Raw genomic sequence first — 17,572 nt, 5'->3', positions numbered from 1 at the left:
TGGCCGAAAAACCCTCCACTACCTTGCTCTTATGCTGCCACACCCGCGTTGCCAGCTGTGAGGTCACCCCAATGTACAGCGTGCCGTTCCGTTTGCTGGCCAGGATGTAAACGCAGAACGGCTTGTCCATAGCGCCAAACGCCAAACTGGATTCCCGCTTTCGCGGGAATGACGGCCGCTTTCGCGGGAATGACGGCCATAACACCGAACCACGTTACCCACAAATTTGTCGCGCACCCGCGGCCGGCGGCGAATCAGCCCGGCGCCGCCACCGCGTTCTCCAGCGGCTCGTGCTGCAGCCAGTGGCGCAAGTTGCGCAAGAACAGCTCGGCGATGCGCGCGGCGTTGCCGCTGGCCGCGGCCGAGTCGTGTGGCGAGATGATCACCTGCGGCAGCTCCCACAGCGGCGAGTCCTCGGGTAAGGGCTCGACCGCGAACACGTCGAGGTAGGCACCGCTCAGCCGGCCGCTTTGCAAGGCGGCCACCAGCGCCGCTTCATCAATGATCTGCCCGCGGGCAACGTTGATGAGGTACGCACCTACGGGCAGAAGCGCCAGCGCAGCGGCACCGACCAAGCCGCGCGTCCGATCCGTCAGCGGGCAGGCCAGCACCAGCCAGTCGGCTCGCGGCAGCAGCGCGGCCAGGGCCGAGGGCGGATGCATTTCGTCAACATGATCGGCGAGCGTACGTGCTCGGTGGCGCACTCCGATCACGTGCAGCCCGAGCGCTTGCGCCAGTCGGCCGATCTGGTTGCCGATGGCGCCGACGCCGACGATGACCATAGTCTGCCCGCGCAGATCACGCGGCAGCTGACCACTAGGGTGGGGCAGCCACTGGTGACGGCGCCGCGCCTCCTCCCAGCGTGGAAAGCCGCGGGCCAACGCGAGCAAGCCGCCGATGGCAGTCTGGGCGATGGGCTCGGCCGTAACACCGGAAGCTGTGGTCAGCGTGACGCCTTGCGCCAGCAGCTGGCCGAAGACCGGGTGATCGATGCCGGCATTGGGGAGTTGCAGCCAGCGCAGATTCGGCGCGCGCAACGCGCTACCCAGGAAGCGCCGGGTAAAGCTCGGATCCGCCTCGAAGTCATCCGTGCAGCAGGCGATTTCGATCTCGGTCAGTTCCGCCGGGTCGAGCCGCACCGTGGGGTCGTCGGGCAGCGTAATCGGCTCGGCGTCATACCCGCCGTGCGCGCATAGCGCGCGGTAGCGTTCGCCGTGGGTGGCGAGAAAATTCCGGTTGGTCAGAAAACGCGCCATGGAGAACCTGCCCTACACGACCTCAAAATACGCTAGAAGATCAACACCGCAACGAGGATCGAGCCAAGGCCGAGGCGAACACCCGCGCCCCTGACTACCGGTGGGCCGAGCGGGCGCGTCACCCGCAGCCTGGCAAGGCCATGTCAACGGCGCGAATCAACTTCCGCCGGCCGCTGCGTTCAGGTGTTCTTCGGACCGGTTGGCACGTCCTTGAAGGCCATACCTTTGTCGGCGCGGATCTCGGGGGGCAGGCCGAGGACGCGTTCGGCGATGATGTTGCGCAGAATCTCGTCCGTGCCGCCCGCCAGGCGCAGCCCGGGCGTGGCCAGGTACATCAACTGCCACAGGCCGTCATCGGCACTGGCGGCACCATCCATCGCCACACCGGCGGCACCTTGCAGGTCGACGGCGAAGCTCGCCATCTCTTGCCGCAGCGGGGCCCCGACCAGCTTGCCGATAGAACTCTCCGGCCCGGGGATTGCGCCGCGGGACAGCGCGGTCTGGGTACGATAGCCGGTATACTGCAGTCCCTTGAGCCGAATGTAGAAGCGCGCCAGCCGCTGGCGCACGGCGCTGTCGGCAAATGCCGGCCGGCCTTCCCACAAGGTTTCCTTCGCCAGCTGCAGCAGATCGCCGAAGTCCGGCCCACCGGCACCACCACCGATCGAGTGGCGCTCGTTCATCAGCGTGGTCAGCGCCCCGCGCCAGCCCTCGTTCACCGCCCCGACGCGATTGTCGTCAGATACGCGCACGTCGGTGAAGAACACCTCATTGAAACCCGACAGCCCGTTGATCTGCTTGATCGGTCGGATGTCGATGCCGGGAGACTTCATGTCGACGATGAAGTAGGTGATGCCCTTGTGCTTCTCCGCGCCGGGATCGGTGCGGCACAGGATCATGCCCCAGCGGCAATATTGGGCACCGGTGGTCCAGATCTTCTGGCCGTTGATCACCCACTGGTCACCTTCGCGCACCGCGCTGGTGCGCAAGCCGCCCAAGTCCGAGCCCGCACCGGGCTCGCTGAAGAGCTGGCACCAGATCTCGTCCCCGCGCAGCATCGGCCGCAGATAGCGTTGCTTCTGTTCGCTACTGCCGTGCACCATGATCGTCGGCCCGAGCATGCCCTGACCGATGCCGAAGATGTTCGGTGGAATCTTGTAGTGGCTCTCTTCCTGGTTCCAGATCACACTCTGGATGGCGCTGGCGCCACGGCCGCCGTACTCCTTCGGCCAGGTGATGCAGGCCCAGCCGGCGTCGGCCTTCTTTGCCTGCCACTGCTGAGAGCGCTGAATCAACTCCTGATCGGCCCGTCCCTCGGCCAGGCCCGGGGCGCGCTCTCCGGCTTTCAGACGTTCGGCGTTGGCCTCGAGCCAGGCCCGGGCCTCGGCCCTGAAAGCGGCTTCTTCCGAAGTATCATTGAAATCCATCAGTCACTCCTTCATGCGGGACAAAGAATACAACCGATTAAAGGATTGAACGGATTCTTGATTCCGGCAGTGATGCACGTGCCGTTGAATCCGTTGTTGACCTCCCAAATCACGCCCCCAATCGTTCCATGAGTTGTTCGCGCCAATGGTGCGCGCTGCCGAGCGCGACGCCGAGCAGCTTGGCGCGGCGATAGAACAGGTGGCAGTCGAACTCCCAGGTGTAGCCGACGCCGCCGTGCAACTGGATCATCTCGGCGCTGGCCAGCTCGAAGGCTTCGCTGGCGGCGGCACGCGCGCCGCACGCGGCTACCGCCAACTCGGGGCGGTCGTTGCTCAGCGCCCAGGCGCCATAATAGGCATTCGAGCGCGCCAACTCGATCTCGACGTAGAGGTCAGCCAGCCGATGCTTGAGCGCCTGGAACGAAGCGATCGGGCGGCCGAAGGCGTAGCGGCTTAAGCAGTACTCGCGCGTGATCTCGAAGGCGCGCTCGGCCCCACCGAGTTGCTCGAACGCCATCAACACCGCCGCGCGGTCGAGCACCGCCTGCACCGTGCTCCAACCCGCGCCGACATCGCCGAGCAGCTCGGCGGGCGCGGCGTTGAAGCGAATGCCGGCCAGGGAGCGGCTGGGATCGATCGAACGAACGGCGGTGCGCTCGACCCCGGTCGCGGTCAGGTCAACCAACGCCAGCACCACGCCAGTGTTGCCGGTGGCCGTAACCACGGCGAAGCGGGCAGCCGCGCCGTCGAGCACTGGGACCTTGCTGCCGGTGAGTTTGCCGCCGGCGAACTTGGTGGTGATGGCCGCGGCACCGCACTCACCCGGTTGCTCGGCATGGGCGAAGGTGGCGGCCCACTCACCGCTGGCGAGTTTTGGAAGGTAGGTCTGTTTCTGTGCCGGTGACCCCGCCAGCAGCAACGCTTCCGCCGCCAAGTAGATGCTCGACGAGAACGGAATCGGCGCCAAGGCACGCCCTACCTCTTCAGCCAGCACAGCCAGCTCCAAGCGCCCGAAGCCGGCACCGCCGTATTCCTCGGGAATCGCCGTGCCCAGCCAGCCCATTTGCGCCACCCCTTGCCACAGCGTCTCCGAGTACGGCGCCGCCGACTCCAACACCGCCCGGCACAGGCTCAGCGGCGCGTGCTCGCTCAGATACTCGCGGGCAGTCTTCTGCAGCAGTTTCTGGTCATCGGAGAAGTCGAAGTTCATAGCGGCTCCTGTGTCGGGCGGCGCCCGGGGGCGATGTCGCCACTGTCCTTAGCGAGAGGGTGCAAGCTATGTCAACGAAGATCTTGCGCCGCCGTCGGCGCTGTAACCCCAGCGTGGCATCGACTCCACGGCCGAAACCAGCTACGCCGAGTCAGACGCCGGCGCGAAAGGAGGCCGTATCATGTCCAACGTCCACCGCATCTTCGGTAACGAGCTGTCGCCCTACTCGGTGAAGGTCCGCTCCTACTTCCGCTACAAGCGCATCGCGCACCAGTGGTTGATTCGCAACCCCGCCACCGAGGAGGAGTTTCGCCGCTACGCCAAGCTGCCGCTGATCCCGCTGGTGGTCACGCCTGAGGGCCAGGGCCTGCAGGACTCGACTCCGATCATCGAGCACTTCGAGGCGCTCCATCCCGAGTCGTCGATCCATCCCGCCGACCCCGCGCCGGCGTTCATCTCGGCGCTGATCGAGGAGTACGGCGACGAGTGGGGCAACAAGCCGATGTTCCATTACCGCTGGTGGTATGAGCCCGATCAGCAGTCGGCCGCGCAGCGCCTCGCCCGCAGCATGATGCCGGAGTTGCCGGAAGACGAGCTGATCGGCGCCGTTGAAATGATCAAGGGGCGAATGATTCCGCGGCTGAAGTTCGTCGGCTCATGTGCCGAAACCAAAGAACAGATTGAGGGCTCGTTCTTGCGCCAGCTCGCCATTCTCGACGCCCACCTGGAGCGGCGCCCGTATCTCTTCGGCGGCCGGCCCGCTTTCGGTGACTTCGGACTGTACGCGCAACTCTACCAGTGCTCCACCGACCCGACGCCGGCCGCGCTCATGCAGCAGAAGGCGCCCAACGTTCTGGCTTGGGCCCGGCGCATGCTCGATCCCAGCAACGAAGGCCAATTCGAGCCGTGGGCGGCGCTGGCACCGACCCTGATGCCGCTGCTCCGTGATGAGATCGGTGCCATCTTCCTGCCGTGGACGATTGCCAACGCGCAAGCTCTGGCGGCGGGGCAGAAGGAGTTCTCGATGACCCTAGCCGGCAAGCCGTACACGCAGGAGACGCAGAAATACCACGCCAAGTCGCTGGCCGCCTTGCGCGCCCGCTACGCCGCCGTGGCGGACAAGTCGGCGCTCGCTCCCATCTTAAAGCAGGCCGGGTGCTACGAAGCGCTGACCAGCCGGAGCTAGAGGTGCTCGCAAGCGGCTCGTGGAATTCGCGGTATCGACCCGGAAGCAGTGACGAGTGGTCAGTGACCAGTGACCAGTGACCAGTCGGGTGTGGCTTGGCCCCTTTACTCCTTGGCCGCAGTCCAAAGTCCAAGGTCCAAAGAAGTAGGGCCGGCTGTACCGGCCGTGTCTCGGGTCTTGCACCGCGGTTACAACATAGAAGCGGCCGGCGCAGAAGGTTGGACGGGAGGCGGCTCGGAAACGGTGGCGAGTGTTCAGGAAGGCGCCGGTCATCGGATGAGCGAACGGCAGCTTTGCAACTCCCTCGGGTGCGAGGGTATAGTGCGACCATGACACTCTCGCGAGCGAAGCCTGTCACGACGATCACCCTGGATGCCGAGACCACGCGGCTACTCGATCGGGCGGCGCGCGAGCAGGGCATCTCCCGATCCCAGTTCGTCCGCCGACAGCTGCGGCGGGCGCTGGAGCAGTTCCGCGAGCATCCGCGGCCGCGCTCCGCTGGCGTCATCAAGGGACGCCTGCGAGAATGCGCCGACGAGAGCGAGCTGTTTCGGGACCTTGAACGTTGAGCCAGCCGGCGGTCATCTGCGATACGGGAGCGCTCGTCGACTACCTGGTCGAGTCTGCTCCCGATCACCGGGTTTTCCGTGCGGCGATAGATGCGGCCCGCGCTCGCTACATTCCGGGGCTCGTGCTCGCGGAGATCGACTACTTCCTGCGCGCAGAACGCCAGGCCATGCGCAGCCTGATTGCTGACATCCGCCGCGGCGCGTTCATCTACGCCCCCCCGACAGACGCGCAGCTCAGCCGTGCCATCGCCATCGACGCCGCATATGCCGACCTGCAGCTCGGGCTGGTTGACGCGACCATTGTTGCACTTGCGGACGAGCTTGACCTTCGACGCCTCGCGACACGCGACGTTCGCCACTTCAGCGCCGTGCGCCTGGCTGACGGGCGCGCATTCGATTTGGTCGTTATCCCGGCTATGCCCCAGCCAGTGCCGCCGCGACGGCAGAGGTGATGCCGTGCCTCCGATGGAAGGGCACGGCCAAACAGCGGCGGTAGCCCGGCCGGCGGTAGTAGGCCCACGCCGAATCCCCCGGCCGGGTGGGTGGTGAGGCCCTCATGTCTTCCGAAGTGACAAAGATTCGCGTCTTCATCGCCTCGCCTGGCGACGTGACCAACGAGAGAGCAATCGCCGAAAGTGCCGTCCTCGCGGTGAGCCGGCGTATGGGCGAGTCGCAAGGGTTCGTACTCGATGCGGTCCGCTGGGAGACCCACGCGCTCAAGGACGGTGTGCGCCCGCAGGCGGCCATCAACCAACACGTTCGGGATTGCGACATCTTCGTCGGCATCCTGTGGTCCCGATTCGGCACGCCGACCAGCGTGGCCGAGTCGGGCACCGAGGAAGAGTTCAACGTCGCCGAAGCGACCCGCAAGGAGACTGGGGATCGTCCCACGATCTGGATGTTCTTCTCCAACGCACGGCCGGATCCGAAGCCGCTGCGGACTCCGGACGGGCTGGAGCAGTGGAAGAAGGTCACCAACTTCCGCGCCCGGTATGAGGCGCCCGATCGCGAGCCGGCCTGGTTCGTCACGACGTACGAGGAGGTCGGAGCGTTCGAGCGCACGTTGCGCGAGCTGCTCGTGCAATGGTGCGCGCAACGCTTCGGCGCGACGGTGGCGGCGCCGTTCGGCGGCGAGCGGGCGGACTTGCGCGCCGAGTACCTGAAGCTGGTCGACAAACACCGCCATCTCTCACTGGCCGGATTCCCAACCGCGCTGACCATGCCGATCGATCTCGACAAGGTCTTGGTGCCGATTCGTACCACCATCGCGATGCTCGATCGCGCCACCGAGCGGGCCGCGCTGACGGAAGCAAGCGGCGAGGCGCGTGATTTTTCGTCTGCCTGGCAGTTCGCTCTCGAACGCGACCTGCACCTGGTCGCGGTGCTCGGTCATCCGGGATCGGGGAAGACGACGCTGCTCAAGCATCTCGCTCTCCTCTGCGCCGGTGGCCGGCAGGGCGAGCTGGGTCTCGGTGCCGACACCTTGCCGGTCTTCGTGCCGTTGCGCAACGTGCGGGTCGACGACGACTTTGCCCCAGCGCTGCAGGCGGCGAGCGATCCCGCGATCAAGGACTTCCCGCCGCGTTTCTTTGCACCCGCGCTGACCGACGGCCGCTGTTTGCTCCTGTGCGACGGCCTGGACGAGGTTGCCAACCGCGATCAGCGGATCGAGGTGTCGCGGTGGATCGAGCGGCTCGCCGAGCGCTATCCGGACAATCGCATCGTGGTCACCTCGCGCTTCGCCGGGTATCGCGCTGCCCCGTTGCAGGCACCGCATCTCCAGCTAGACGTTGCGCCGTTGCGGAGGCAAGAGGTGGATGACTTCCTGCGACGCTGGTACCGCGTCGTCTATTCCTTTCTGAAAGACGGGTCCGCGGCCGTTTTGGAGCAAGCCGAGCGTGAGGCCAGCACACTTGCGGAGCGCATCTGGGACTACGAGGCGTTGCGGCGGCTGGCGGTCAACCCCATGCTTCTGCAGCTCATCGCGCTGGTGCGCTATCAAGGCGGGGATCTGCCGGACAAGCGCGTCGAGTTGTACGAGAAGTGCGTCGACATGCTGCTGGAGCACTGGGACAAGGCCAGGCGACTCGACACTGGGCTCCGGGCCAAGGAAGCGCGAGAGTTCTTGCAACCGCTGGCGCTGTGGATGCACGGCGAGTGCGACCGCCGATCGGCACGTGAAGACGAGATCCGGCCGGTGCTGAGCGAGTGTGCCACGCGCCTACACCGCGAGATCGATACGCAAGCGTTTCTGGATAGCGTGCGTGACCGCAGCGGCCTGCTCACCGGCTACGGCACCGATGAGTACGGCTTCCTCCATCTGAGCTTCCAGGAGTACTTGGCGGCGGAGGAAATTCGCAATCAGCGCCGCTTCGAGGTTCTGATAGACCACTACGATGAGAGCTGGTGGCGCGAGGTGACCCGCCTGTTCGCCGGCCTGCACAATCCCAGCTTCTTCTCCGATCTCATGCGGGCGGTCGCCGCAGCCGGCAAGCTGCGCGGGCACGAGTCCTTTACTGCCGAGTGCATCCGGGATGCACAAGGGCTTTCCGCTGAGCCGTTCGTTGAGGCGGCTCGTCCGTTGACGGGATGGCGACGATTCACGGCCCGTCTGCGAGGCGTTGACGTGGCGGCGCACCGCTACGCGGCCTTGCTGGCGTTGCGTGCGATGCCGAGACACACGATCGAGGCAGTCGCGGATCGCTTGGAGGAAATCGCCCGCCGCGACCCTTCGTTGAGACCTCTCATTGCTGGCATCCTGTCGGCGGAAGGTGTCGCCCGAGAGGTTTCCGGCGCTCCAGTCGATCAGGTCACGGGGCTGCCGTTGCAGCGCACCAACCCGACGGACGGAACAGACTTGGTTTTCATACCCGCCGGACCGTTCCTGGCAGGAGGTTCGCCAACCGAGCGGAGCATCGACGCGCCCTTCTACTTGGCGCGCTATCTGGTGACGAACGCTCAGTACGCGCAGTTCTTGAACGCCAAGCCGCATGCGAAGAAGCCCGCGTCCTGGGACGATGAGCGCTTCAACCAGCCGCAGCAACCCGTGGTCGGCGTGAACTGGCACGACGCGCAAGCGTACTGCCAGTGGGCGGGCCTGCGTCTGCCGACGGAGTGGGAGTGGGAGAAAGGGGCACGGGGAACCGATGGACGGCGCTACCCATGGGGCGAGGACGACCCTGATCCGTCGCGCGCGGTCTTCGGTAACCCGAGTGGTCAGCCGGCTCCCGTCGGGAGCTGCCGGGCGGGCGCGTCGCCGTACGGCCTCATGGACATGGCGGGCAACGTGTGGGAGTGGACGGACTCCTGGTACGACAACGACAAGGACACCAAGACTCTTCGCGGCGGCTCGTTCGACGACGATGCTGACGTCCTGCGCGCCGCGTGCCGCATCGGCAACCATCCCGACGACCGCTTCCGCAGCATCGGTTTTCGGTGTGCCCAGGACCCGGAAGCAGTGACGAGTGGTCAGTGACCAGTGACCAGTCGGGTGTGGCTTGGCCCCTTTACTCCTTTACTCCTCGAACGCAGTCCAAAGTCCAAGGTCCAAGGTCCAAAGAAGTAGGGCCGGCTGTGCCGGCCGATCTCCGTGCCACTGAGGGCACCGAGACGGGGCTACGGATCAGCGATCAGCGCGGCGGATCGGGACGCCGCGCCCGCTACTCGTCGCGCGCCAGGTAGGTGTATTCGGTCAGCCCCTGCTCGTAGTGGCGGCGCAGGCGGGCGGAGTCTTCGAGCGTGATCTGACCCGCACGCATGGCGTCCTCGATCGTGCGGCGCACCTTCTCGATCAACGTTCCCTTGTCGTACTGCACGTACTGCAACACCTCGGTCACCTCGTCGCCCTCGACGACGTGCTCGACCGCGTAGCGCCCGTCGGCGCCGAGCCGGACATGCACCGCGTCGGTATCGCCGAACAGATTGTGAAGGTCGCCGAGAATTTCCTGATAGGCGCCGACCAGGAACACGCCGATGTAGTACGGCTGCCCGTTCCAGGCGTGCAGTTCGAGCACGTCCTTGACGTCGCGTTGATCGATGAACTTGTCGATCTTGCCGTCGCTGTCGCAGGTGAGGTCGGCGAAGACGCCGCGCCGGTTGGGCTTCTCTTCCAGGCGATGAATCGGCATGACCGGGAACAGCTGCTTGACCGCCCAGTGGTCGGGCGCCGACTGGAAGACGGAGAAGTTGCCGTAGTAGGTGTCGGCTAGGCCGCGTTCGAGCGGCTCGAGATCATCGGGCACATAGGGCATCTCGCGCACGATGCGCAGGATCTTCTCGCAGCAATCCCAGAACAAGCGCTCGGCGCGCGCCCGCCCGCGCAGGTCGAGATAGCCGAGCGAGAACAAGGTCGAAGCTTCCTCGCGTAGCTGGAGAATGTCGTGATAGGCCTCGAGCACGTTCTTCTGCGAAATCGTGGTCCAAGTCTCGGCCAGGTCCTTGATCACCTTGTGATCGCCTTCGGCCACCGGCTCGGGCGGCTTGCCGGAGAGGATTTCGTTGACCCCGAGGACGTCGAAGATCAACACCGAGTGGTGGGCGACCATGGCCCGGCCGGCTTCGGTGACGATGTCGGGGTGGGGAATCTGCTTGCCGTCACAAGCCTCCTGAATCGAGGCGACGACGTCGTTGGCGTACTCCTGCACCGAATAGTTCATCGAGGAGTGGAAGTTGGTCTGCGAGCCGTCGTAGTCCACGCCCAGGCCGCCGCCGACGTCGATGTAGCGCGGGCGCGCGCCCATCTCATGCAAGCCGGCGAACAGCCGGCTGGCTTCGCTCAGGGCATCCTTGTGCGCCCGAATCGCCGTGATCTGCGAGCCGATATGGAAGTGCAGCAGCTCCAAGCAGTCGAGCATGCCGGCCGCGCGCAGGCGCTCGACGGCCTCGACCATTTCCACGGCGGTGAGGCCGAACTTCGAGCGGTCGCCGGTCGATTCGATCCACTTGCCCGCCCCCTTGGTGGTCAAGCGCGCGCGCACACCGATGTGCGGGCGAATGCCGAGGTCGCCGGCGATCTTGATGATCAGTTCGACCTCGCGAAAGCGGTCGACGACGATGATCGGCGTGCGGCCGAGCCGCTGCGCCAGCAGCGCGGTCTCGATGTAGGCGCGGTCCTTGTAGCCGTTGCAGATGATTAACGCTCCCGGCGTATCGAGCACGGCGAGCGCAATCAGCAACTCCGGCTTGCTGCCGGCTTCCAGGCCGACGCCTTCAGCCGCCCCGTACTGCACCACCTCCTCGACTACGTGGCGCTGCTGGTTGACCTTGATGGGATAAACGCCGCGAAACTGCCCCTTGTAGCCATACTCGCTGATGGCCCGGCCGAAGGCTCCGCACAGGCCCTGCACGCGCGCCGCCAGGATATCGGAGAAGCGCACCAGGATGGGCGGCCGCAAGCCGCGCTGCTGCAGGTCCTGCACCAGATCGAGGAGATCGACTCCCGGCCCGCCGTTACCGCGCGGCCGCACCTCCACGTGCCCGGTGTCGTTCACGGAGAAGAAGCCGGCACCCCAAGCGGTAACGTTGTACAGCTCCAGGCTGTCGCGCACGGTCCAGGCTCGCATCCTCTTAGTTTCTCCTCACGCCTGCGTGGTCACTCAGTCGCCGGTCCTCTATAGCGCCTTTGTGCGCGCGCGCAACTGCCGCCGAGAAGCGAGCAAGCTCACCTCCAGCAGCAGTAGGGCAGGCTGCGCCTGCCGTCCCTCTTCGACCCGGGATGTGGCAGGCGCAGTCTGCCCTACGGGCTAACCGCAAGCCGCCTTGCGTTGCAGGATTTCCGAGAACCGGCAGGAGGGAAGCTGGAGACGAGCTGCCCTCAACCCGCCCGGCCGGCCTGCCGCAGGTAGTTGATCCGCACGCAAACTTGCTGCTTGACTGCGGCACTGGGCCGGGCCGACAATGTGACATCGCGGTGACATTACGCGCAGGAGGCCTTTGATGAAGTCACGGGTCTTGCCGCAGTTGCTGGCTGTGGCGCTGGCGCTGGTTCTTAGCGGCTGTGATGGCAACGACGGGGCGCCGCCAACGCCGACCCCGCCGCCGTCGCCGACTGCCAACCTTTCTCCGACACCGCCGCCTCCTACCTCAACGCCGACCGCAACCGTCACGGCCACGGCCACGCCCGTACCGTTGTGCGGCAACAGCCTGCGCGAAGGTGACGAGGAGTGTGATGACGGCAACAACACCGGCGGTGACGGCTGTGCGGTGAACTGTACGCCGGAGACCGCACGCCCATTCAACTTCGACTTGACCACCAACCTCACGCTCGACACCCCTGCCTTCAACATCGTGCTCGGCCCCGTCAGCGGCCGTGAGACCTGGCGCACGGGCAAAGCCCGCGCCGCCGACAAGGGCGCGATACCGGTGGCGGTGCGGCTTGATGATGTCGAGTTCGATCCTCTGCCGGTGAGTGGCCTGGTCTGTATCTGCCTGCGCGGCGCGGTCCTGGCCGGAGCTAGCTCCAATCTCGCGGCTGCCGGGCAGATCGGCTGCGGCTCCGCCGGCTTGGTGGGAGTGAATATCGACCTGGTCGTCGATCACAACATCGGCGTCGTCGGCGAAGACGGCTTCAGCGAAGCGGACTGCCGGGCTGCCGGCGGCACGCTCGACACCAACCCGGCTCACCCCGGCGTGTGCAACGGCCCGCCGGTATTGGTGCAGTCCGGTCAAGGTCCGCCGGGCTCGATCCTGCTGGAGCGCGGCCAGCGCATCGGCCAGATCGCCGACGGCGGTAGCTGTGCCGTCGAAGTTGTCACCAAGGTCTGCAGCGGCGGTGGCAACCCCGGCACCGTGTGCACATTGACGGCAAGCGCCTGCACCGGCGGCGGCGAGTGCGTCGCCGCCAAGGGTCCCGACGGCGTTCCCTGCAACGCCGACGACCCGCCCGTGGTACACGGCGAGGCTACTCACTTGCTCACCACCACCGGCAGCGCCACCGCGTCGATCCTCGATGCCGACAACACTTCAGGTGTCGTTATCGGCCCAGGCCAAGACTGCGGTGGCGTGTCTTGCCCTGCCAGCGCCAGCGGAATGCCGGCAGACTGTGAGGCGCTGGCAGCTAATCCGGAAGGCGGCCTGAGCGGCGTTGGCCTGGCCAGCGAGGTGGCCGAACTCGATACCGCGAGTGGAGGCGACCGCGCCGTCAGCTACCGGTTTGACGCCGAGTACGTTGCGGCGCCGCGCGCGCCGGCAAACGCGTAGGGCGCGATGATTACCAGACCCTCTGGAAATTTCTCGCGGTTTGCGGCAGGAGTGATCGCAGGTCGCGAAAGGGGGATGATCGCCATGGCAACGGAACGAGCCGTTCGACTGTTGGCCGGCAGCCTGGTGGGTATCAGCCTGCTGCTCGGCGTCACGCTCTCGCAGGTGTGGCTGCTGCTGGCCGCCTTCGTGGCGCTGAACCTGATCCAGTCGTCGTTTACCGGGATTTGCCCGGCCGAAACCGTTTTGCGCAAGCTCGGTACCACGTGAGCGCGTGCGCCGCGCCGAGTTCCAGCCGTGAGCCCAGACCGCCCGCGCATCAGTGGCAAAGCTCTGATTGCCCTCGCTGCCATCGCCGCGCTGGTGTTGCTGCTGTTGTACTTGCAGGGCACCTTCGGCCGAGCGAAGGTAACTCCCGGTGTTGTACCGCTGGGAGCCGAGCCTGGGGAAGCGGGCCGCAGCGTCACCGTCGAGGTGCGCGAAGTCGACGATCTCATCGACTGGCCCGGCACCGTCGGCTCGCGCAGCGTCGCCAACGTTGCCAGCAAAGTCATGGCACGCGTGCTGGCGGTTCACGTGGTCGCGGGGGCAGCGGTCAAAGCCGGCGAGGTAATGGCCGCGCTGGATGATCGTGACGTGCAAGCGCGCCTGCAGCAGGCGCGGGCGGCGCTGGCGGCGGCCGAGGCCCAGGCGACGCACGCAGAAGCCGATCAACGCCGCCTGCGCGCGTTGTTCAAGCAGCTAGTCGCCACGCAGCAGGATCTCGACGCGGTCGATGCCCGCACCAAAGGCGCCCGCGCCCTGGCGGCGCAGGCGCGTGACGCTCTGGCCGAGGCCGACGTCTTGCTCGGCGAGACCACCGTGCGCGCCCCGTTCGACGGCGTGGTTGCCGAGCGCTTGGTCGACCCCGGTGACACCGCCACGCCCGGGCGAGCACTGGTCGTCATCCATGATCCGGCATCGCTGCGGCTGGAAGCGCGGGTCTCGGAGCAATGCGCTGGCGGTTTGAGCCTCGGCCGCGAGCTGGTTGCGCACCTCGATGCCCCCGAGCGCGAGCTGGTCGTGCAAGTCGAGGAGATCGCCCCGATGGCCGACCCCGCCAGCCGCACTTTCTTGATCCGCGCCGGCCTGCCGCCCGGCGCCGGTCTGCGGCCGGGCACTTACGGCAGCCTGCGCATTCCCTGCGCCAAGCACACGGCGCTGTTGATTCCGGCCGCAGCCGTCACCCGCACCGGCCAGCTCGAAAGCGTGCGCGTGGTCAGCGCCGGCAGCGCCCACGTGCGCCACGTCCGCACCGGCAAGACCTTCGGCGACCTCATCGAGGTGCTGTCGGGCCTGCGCGCGGGTGAGCAGGTAGTGGTCGAGGCCCAACCCTAGTGCGCCGGCTCCGCCGCTTGGCCCAGATGCGCCCGCCCCCCGCGCCATGACTGCGCCGCCTCGGCCCACACGCGGCCTCACCGCCCAAGTCGTCGAAGTCTTCATCACCTCGAAGCTGTCGATCCTCTTTCTCATCGCCTCACTGCTGGCCGGCGCCTTGGCGCTGCTGGTGACAGCGCGCGAGGAGGAGCCGCAGATCGTCGTGCCGTTCGCCGACGTGTTCGTGCAGTTTCCCGGGGCCTCGGCGCAAGAGACGGAAAAGCTGGTGGCCACCCCGCTGGAGCAAAAGCTGTGGGAGATCGACGGCGTCGAGTACGTCTACTCGATGTCGCGCCCGGGCGAGGCGGTGGCGACGGTGCGCTTCTACGTCGGCGAGGACCGCGAACGGAGCCTGGTGAAGGTGTGGAACAAGGTGATGTCGAATCAAGACGCGGTGCCGCCGGGGGTGACGAGCTGGATCGTCAAGCCGGTCGAGATCGACGATGTAGCGATCGTCTTGTTCACCCTATCTGCGGCCGGGTCCGGCGGCGGCGACCTGCGGCGCGTCGCTGACGAGGTGCTCGACAAACTCACCCGTGTCCCCAACACCGGGCGCAGCTGGGTGGTCGGCGGCCAGCGGCGCCAGGTGACGGTCTACGCCGATCCGGTGAAGCTGGCGGCGCGCGGTCTGTCACTGCTCGAAGTCGTGCGCGCGCTCGGCGCCGCCAACCTCAACGTCCAGGCCGGCAGCTTCGAGCGCGGCGGGCGCGAGGTGCTGTTGGAAGCCGGGCCGTTCTTCGGCTCCGCCGACGAAGTGGCCAACAGCGTGCTGGCGGCGCCCGCCGGGCACCCGGTGTACGTGCGCGACGTCGCCCGAGTGATCGACGGCCCCGAGGAGGTGCAGAGTTACAGCCGCATTGGCTTCGGCCCGGCCGCGGCCCAAGCGCGGGTTGTGGGCCAGCCGCACGGCGAACTCGCCCCCGCTCAGCTGCACGACTCGAGCGCGCCGCGCCCGGGCGAGGAGCGCCCGGCCGTGACCATCGCCGTCGCCAAGCGCAAGGGCACCAACGCCGTGCGCGTGGCGGAGGAAGTCATCCGCGAAGTCGAGGCGCTGCGCGGCAGCGTTATTCCCGACGACGTTGCGGTGCATATCACACGCGATTACGGCGAGACCGCCAACCACAAGGTCAACGAGCTGGTCAAGCATCTACTGATCGCGATTGCGACCATCATCGTGCTGCTGGCGCTGGCGCTGGGGCCGAAGGAGGCGTTCATCGTCGCCTTGGCGGTGCCGATGACGCTGGCGATCACCCTCCTGCTCGACCTGATCTTCGGCTACACCATCAACCGGGTCACGCTCTTCGCCTTGATCTTGTCGCTCGGCCTGCTGGTCGACGACCCCATCGTCGACGTCGAGAACATCTTCCGCCACTTCAAGCTGCGCCAGGAGCCGCCGCTGGAGGCCACGCTCACGGCCGTCGATGAGGTGCGGCCGCCGACGATTCTGGCCACCTTCACCGTCATCGTCTCCTTCCTGCCGATGTTCTTCATCACCGGCATGATGGGTCCGTACATGGCGCCGATGGCCTTCAACGTGCCGGTGGCGATGCTGACGTCACTGGTGGTGGCGTTCACGGTGACGCCGTGGGCGAGCTACCACCTGCTCAAGGGCGAATACGGCAAGGGCGGCGCGGCGCCGTTCGCGATTACGCAGTCGGCGGCTTATCGCTGGTATCGTGCCGTGCTGGCGCCGCTGCTTGCCCGCCCGCGCCGGGCCGCGCTGTTTTTGCTGGCGGTAGTGCTGGCCTTTGCCGGCTCGGCCTTGCTGGCGGTGACGCGCGCGGTGCCGCTGAAGATGCTGCCGTTCGACAACAAGAACGAGCTGGCGCTGGTGATCGACATGCCGCGCGGCACGGCACTGGAAGACACCGATGCCGTAACCCGCGCCCTCGGCGCTTACTTGGCGACGGTTGCCGAGGTCACCGACTACGAGAGCTACGTCGGGCTGGCCTCGCCGATGGATTTCAACGGCATGGTGCGCCACTACTACTTGCGCCGCGGCGGCCACGTTGCCGACATGCGCATCAACCTGCTGCCCAAGGAGGCGCGCACGCAGCAGTCGCACGAAATCGCCTTGCGCCTGCGCCCGGAGGTCGAGCGCATCGGCCGCAGCTACGGCGCCAACGTCAAGATCGTCGAGGCCCCGCCCGGGCCGCCGGTGTTGGCCACGGTGGTGGCCGAAGTCTATGGGCCGCTCAGCGCCAGCAATGACGATCTGGTCGCCGTCTCCAAACGGGTACGCCATGCGCTCGAGCAGATCGACGGCGTGGTTGATGTCGATGACTACGCCGAGGCCGAGCACAGCAAGATGCACTACCGCCTCGATCGTGACAAAGCGGCGCTCACCGGCGTCAGCGTCGAGACCGCGGCCCGGACATTGCAGATCGCCTTGGCCGGCAGCCCGGTGGGTCGAGTGCACGTACCCGAAGAGCGGCTGCCGCTGGCGCTGGCGCTGCGCGTGCCGCGCGCCCAGCGTAGCGCCGCCGCCGATCTGCTGGCGCTGCAGGTGCAATCGAGTGCCGGCGCGCTGGTGGCGCTCGGTGAGATCGGTAGTGTTGCCGAGGAAAGCGGCGAGCGCACCATCTATCACAAGAACTTGCGCCCGGTGGCTTTCGTCATCGCCGAGATGGCCGGGCGCAGTCCGGTCGAGGCGGTCTTCGATCTCCAGCGCTGGCAGAGCCAGCACCCGCTGCCGGCGGGGTACAGCCTGGACCTGGCCGGTGAAGGCGAGTGGAAGATCACGGTCGATGTCTTCCGTGATCTCGGTCTCGCCTTTGGTGCGGCGCTGCTGATGATCTACGTGTTGCTGGTCGCGCAAACGCAGTCGCTGCTGATTCCGGTGGTAATCATGATCGCCATCCCGCTCACCGTCATCGGCATCATGCCGGGTTTCTGGGTGCTCAATCTGCTGTTCACCGAACCGGTCGGCGCCTACGCCACGCCGGTGTTTTTCACCGCCACCGGCATGATCGGCATGATCGCGCTGGCCGGCATCGTGGTGCGCAACTCGATCATCTTGATCGATTTCATCGAGCACATTCGCAGTCGCGGCGACGGCCGGTCGCTGGCCGAGGCGGTGATCGAGGCCGGCGCCACCCGGCTGCGCCCGATAGTGCTGACCGCCGGCGCCGCCATGTCCGGCTCCGTCGTGATCACCCTTGACCCGATCTTTTCCGGCTTGGCCTGGAGCTTCATCTTCGGCATCTTCGCCTCGACCGCTTTCTCACTGGTAGTGGTGCCGCTGGTCTACTTCCTGTTGCACCGGCAGCATGCGGCCGCGTGAGCTTGCGCCGCCGCCGGCGCTTCGATAC

The 17,572-nt window shown here is 66.5% G+C and carries 13 protein-coding genes; 8 read left to right on the top strand and 5 right to left on the bottom strand.

Annotation, left to right across the window (positions count from 1 at the left end; genetic code table 11):
• From HY699_17715 to HY699_17700, 4 genes are all read right to left on the bottom strand, one after another.
• Positions 1-130: GIY-YIG nuclease family protein (locus HY699_17715; GenBank protein MBI4517646.1), on the bottom strand; the 130-nt coding region annotated here is incomplete at its 3' end.
• Positions 131-254: 124 nt separating this feature from the next.
• Complete coding sequence (locus tag HY699_17710; GenBank protein MBI4517645.1) at positions 255-1,256, bottom strand: D-2-hydroxyacid dehydrogenase; 1,002 nt, start codon at positions 1,254-1,256, stop codon at positions 255-257.
• A gap of 179 nt (positions 1,257-1,435) precedes the next feature.
• Positions 1,436-2,683: an acyl-CoA dehydrogenase family protein gene (locus HY699_17705; GenBank protein MBI4517644.1), complete on the bottom strand. Its 1,248-nt coding sequence runs from the start codon at positions 2,681-2,683 to the stop codon at positions 1,436-1,438.
• 109 nt (positions 2,684-2,792) lie between these two features.
• Positions 2,793-3,893 carry an acyl-CoA/acyl-ACP dehydrogenase gene (locus HY699_17700; GenBank protein MBI4517643.1) on the bottom strand — a complete coding sequence of 367 codons (1,101 nt, stop codon included), beginning with the start codon at positions 3,891-3,893 and terminating at the stop codon, positions 2,793-2,795.
• 181 nt (positions 3,894-4,074) lie between these two features.
• Here HY699_17700 and HY699_17695 point away from each other — a divergent pair, with 181 nt between their 5' ends.
• The 4 genes from HY699_17695 (at position 4,075) to HY699_17680 (ending at position 9,123) form a co-directional block, all read left to right on the top strand.
• A complete protein-coding gene (locus HY699_17695; protein MBI4517642.1) occupies positions 4,075-5,079 on the top strand; it encodes a glutathione S-transferase family protein in 1,005 nt (334 codons plus the stop codon).
• A gap of 329 nt (positions 5,080-5,408) precedes the next feature.
• On the top strand, positions 5,409-5,648 hold the full coding sequence (locus HY699_17690; protein MBI4517641.1) for a ribbon-helix-helix protein, CopG family: 240 nt from the start codon (positions 5,409-5,411) through the stop codon (positions 5,646-5,648).
• On the top strand, positions 5,645-6,100 hold the full coding sequence (locus HY699_17685) for a PIN domain-containing protein (GenBank protein MBI4517640.1): 456 nt from the start codon (positions 5,645-5,647) through the stop codon (positions 6,098-6,100). Before HY699_17690 ends, HY699_17685 begins: the two co-directional genes overlap by 4 nt.
• Before the next feature lie 104 nt (positions 6,101-6,204).
• Positions 6,205-9,123 carry an SUMF1/EgtB/PvdO family nonheme iron enzyme gene (locus HY699_17680; protein ID MBI4517639.1) on the top strand — a complete coding sequence of 973 codons (2,919 nt, stop codon included), beginning with the start codon at positions 6,205-6,207 and terminating at the stop codon, positions 9,121-9,123.
• A gap of 184 nt (positions 9,124-9,307) precedes the next feature.
• Here HY699_17680 and speA read toward each other — a convergent pair whose 3' ends face one another.
• On the bottom strand, positions 9,308-11,209 hold the full coding sequence (speA, locus tag HY699_17675; GenBank protein MBI4517638.1) for a biosynthetic arginine decarboxylase: 1,902 nt from the start codon (positions 11,207-11,209) through the stop codon (positions 9,308-9,310).
• Between the two features lie 373 nt (positions 11,210-11,582).
• Here speA and HY699_17670 point away from each other — a divergent pair, with 373 nt between their 5' ends.
• From HY699_17670 to HY699_17655, 4 genes are all read left to right on the top strand, one after another.
• On the top strand, positions 11,583-12,845 hold the full coding sequence (locus HY699_17670; protein ID MBI4517637.1) for a hypothetical protein: 1,263 nt from the start codon (positions 11,583-11,585) through the stop codon (positions 12,843-12,845).
• 84 nt (positions 12,846-12,929) lie between these two features.
• Positions 12,930-13,115 carry a DUF2892 domain-containing protein gene (locus tag HY699_17665; GenBank protein ID MBI4517636.1) on the top strand — a complete coding sequence of 62 codons (186 nt, stop codon included), beginning with the start codon at positions 12,930-12,932 and terminating at the stop codon, positions 13,113-13,115.
• A 27-nt stretch (positions 13,116-13,142) separates the two neighbouring features.
• A complete protein-coding gene (locus HY699_17660) occupies positions 13,143-14,222 on the top strand; it encodes an efflux RND transporter periplasmic adaptor subunit (protein ID MBI4517635.1) in 1,080 nt (359 codons plus the stop codon).
• 46 nt (positions 14,223-14,268) lie between these two features.
• Positions 14,269-17,544, top strand: a complete 3,276-nt coding sequence (locus tag HY699_17655; protein ID MBI4517634.1) for an efflux RND transporter permease subunit — start codon at positions 14,269-14,271, stop codon at positions 17,542-17,544.
• The last annotated feature ends 28 nt before the right edge of the window (positions 17,545-17,572 follow it).

It is taken from the genome of Deltaproteobacteria bacterium (genome assembly GCA_016210005.1).
In the GTDB taxonomy this organism is placed as follows: Bacteria; Desulfobacterota; Binatia; order HRBIN30; family JACQVA1; genus JACQVA1.
Note: the sequence above shows the minus strand (reverse complement) of the source record. Positions and strands in the feature narration are given on the sequence as shown.

What these genes read in the sequence shown, in the direction of transcription:
- HY699_17665 (MBI4517636.1), top strand. Translation starts at nt 12,930, where the DNA reads ATGGCAACGGAACGAGCCGTTCGACTGTTGGCCGGCAGCCTGGTGGGT.
- HY699_17695 (MBI4517642.1), top strand. Translation starts at nt 4,075, where the DNA reads ATGTCCAACGTCCACCGCATCTTCGGTAACGAGCTGTCGCCCTACTCG.
- HY699_17710 (MBI4517645.1), bottom strand. Translation starts at nt 1,256, where the DNA reads ATGGCGCGTTTTCTGACCAACCGGAATTTTCTCGCCACCCACGGCGAA.
- HY699_17700 (MBI4517643.1), bottom strand. Translation starts at nt 3,893, where the DNA reads ATGAACTTCGACTTCTCCGATGACCAGAAACTGCTGCAGAAGACTGCC.
- HY699_17705 (MBI4517644.1), bottom strand. Translation starts at nt 2,683, where the DNA reads ATGGATTTCAATGATACTTCGGAAGAAGCCGCTTTCAGGGCCGAGGCC.
- HY699_17690 (MBI4517641.1), top strand. Translation starts at nt 5,409, where the DNA reads ATGACACTCTCGCGAGCGAAGCCTGTCACGACGATCACCCTGGATGCC.
- HY699_17670 (MBI4517637.1), top strand. Translation starts at nt 11,583, where the DNA reads ATGAAGTCACGGGTCTTGCCGCAGTTGCTGGCTGTGGCGCTGGCGCTG.
- speA (MBI4517638.1), bottom strand. Translation starts at nt 11,209, where the DNA reads ATGCGAGCCTGGACCGTGCGCGACAGCCTGGAGCTGTACAACGTTACC.
- HY699_17680 (MBI4517639.1), top strand. Translation starts at nt 6,205, where the DNA reads ATGTCTTCCGAAGTGACAAAGATTCGCGTCTTCATCGCCTCGCCTGGC.
- HY699_17655 (MBI4517634.1), top strand. Translation starts at nt 14,269, where the DNA reads ATGACTGCGCCGCCTCGGCCCACACGCGGCCTCACCGCCCAAGTCGTC.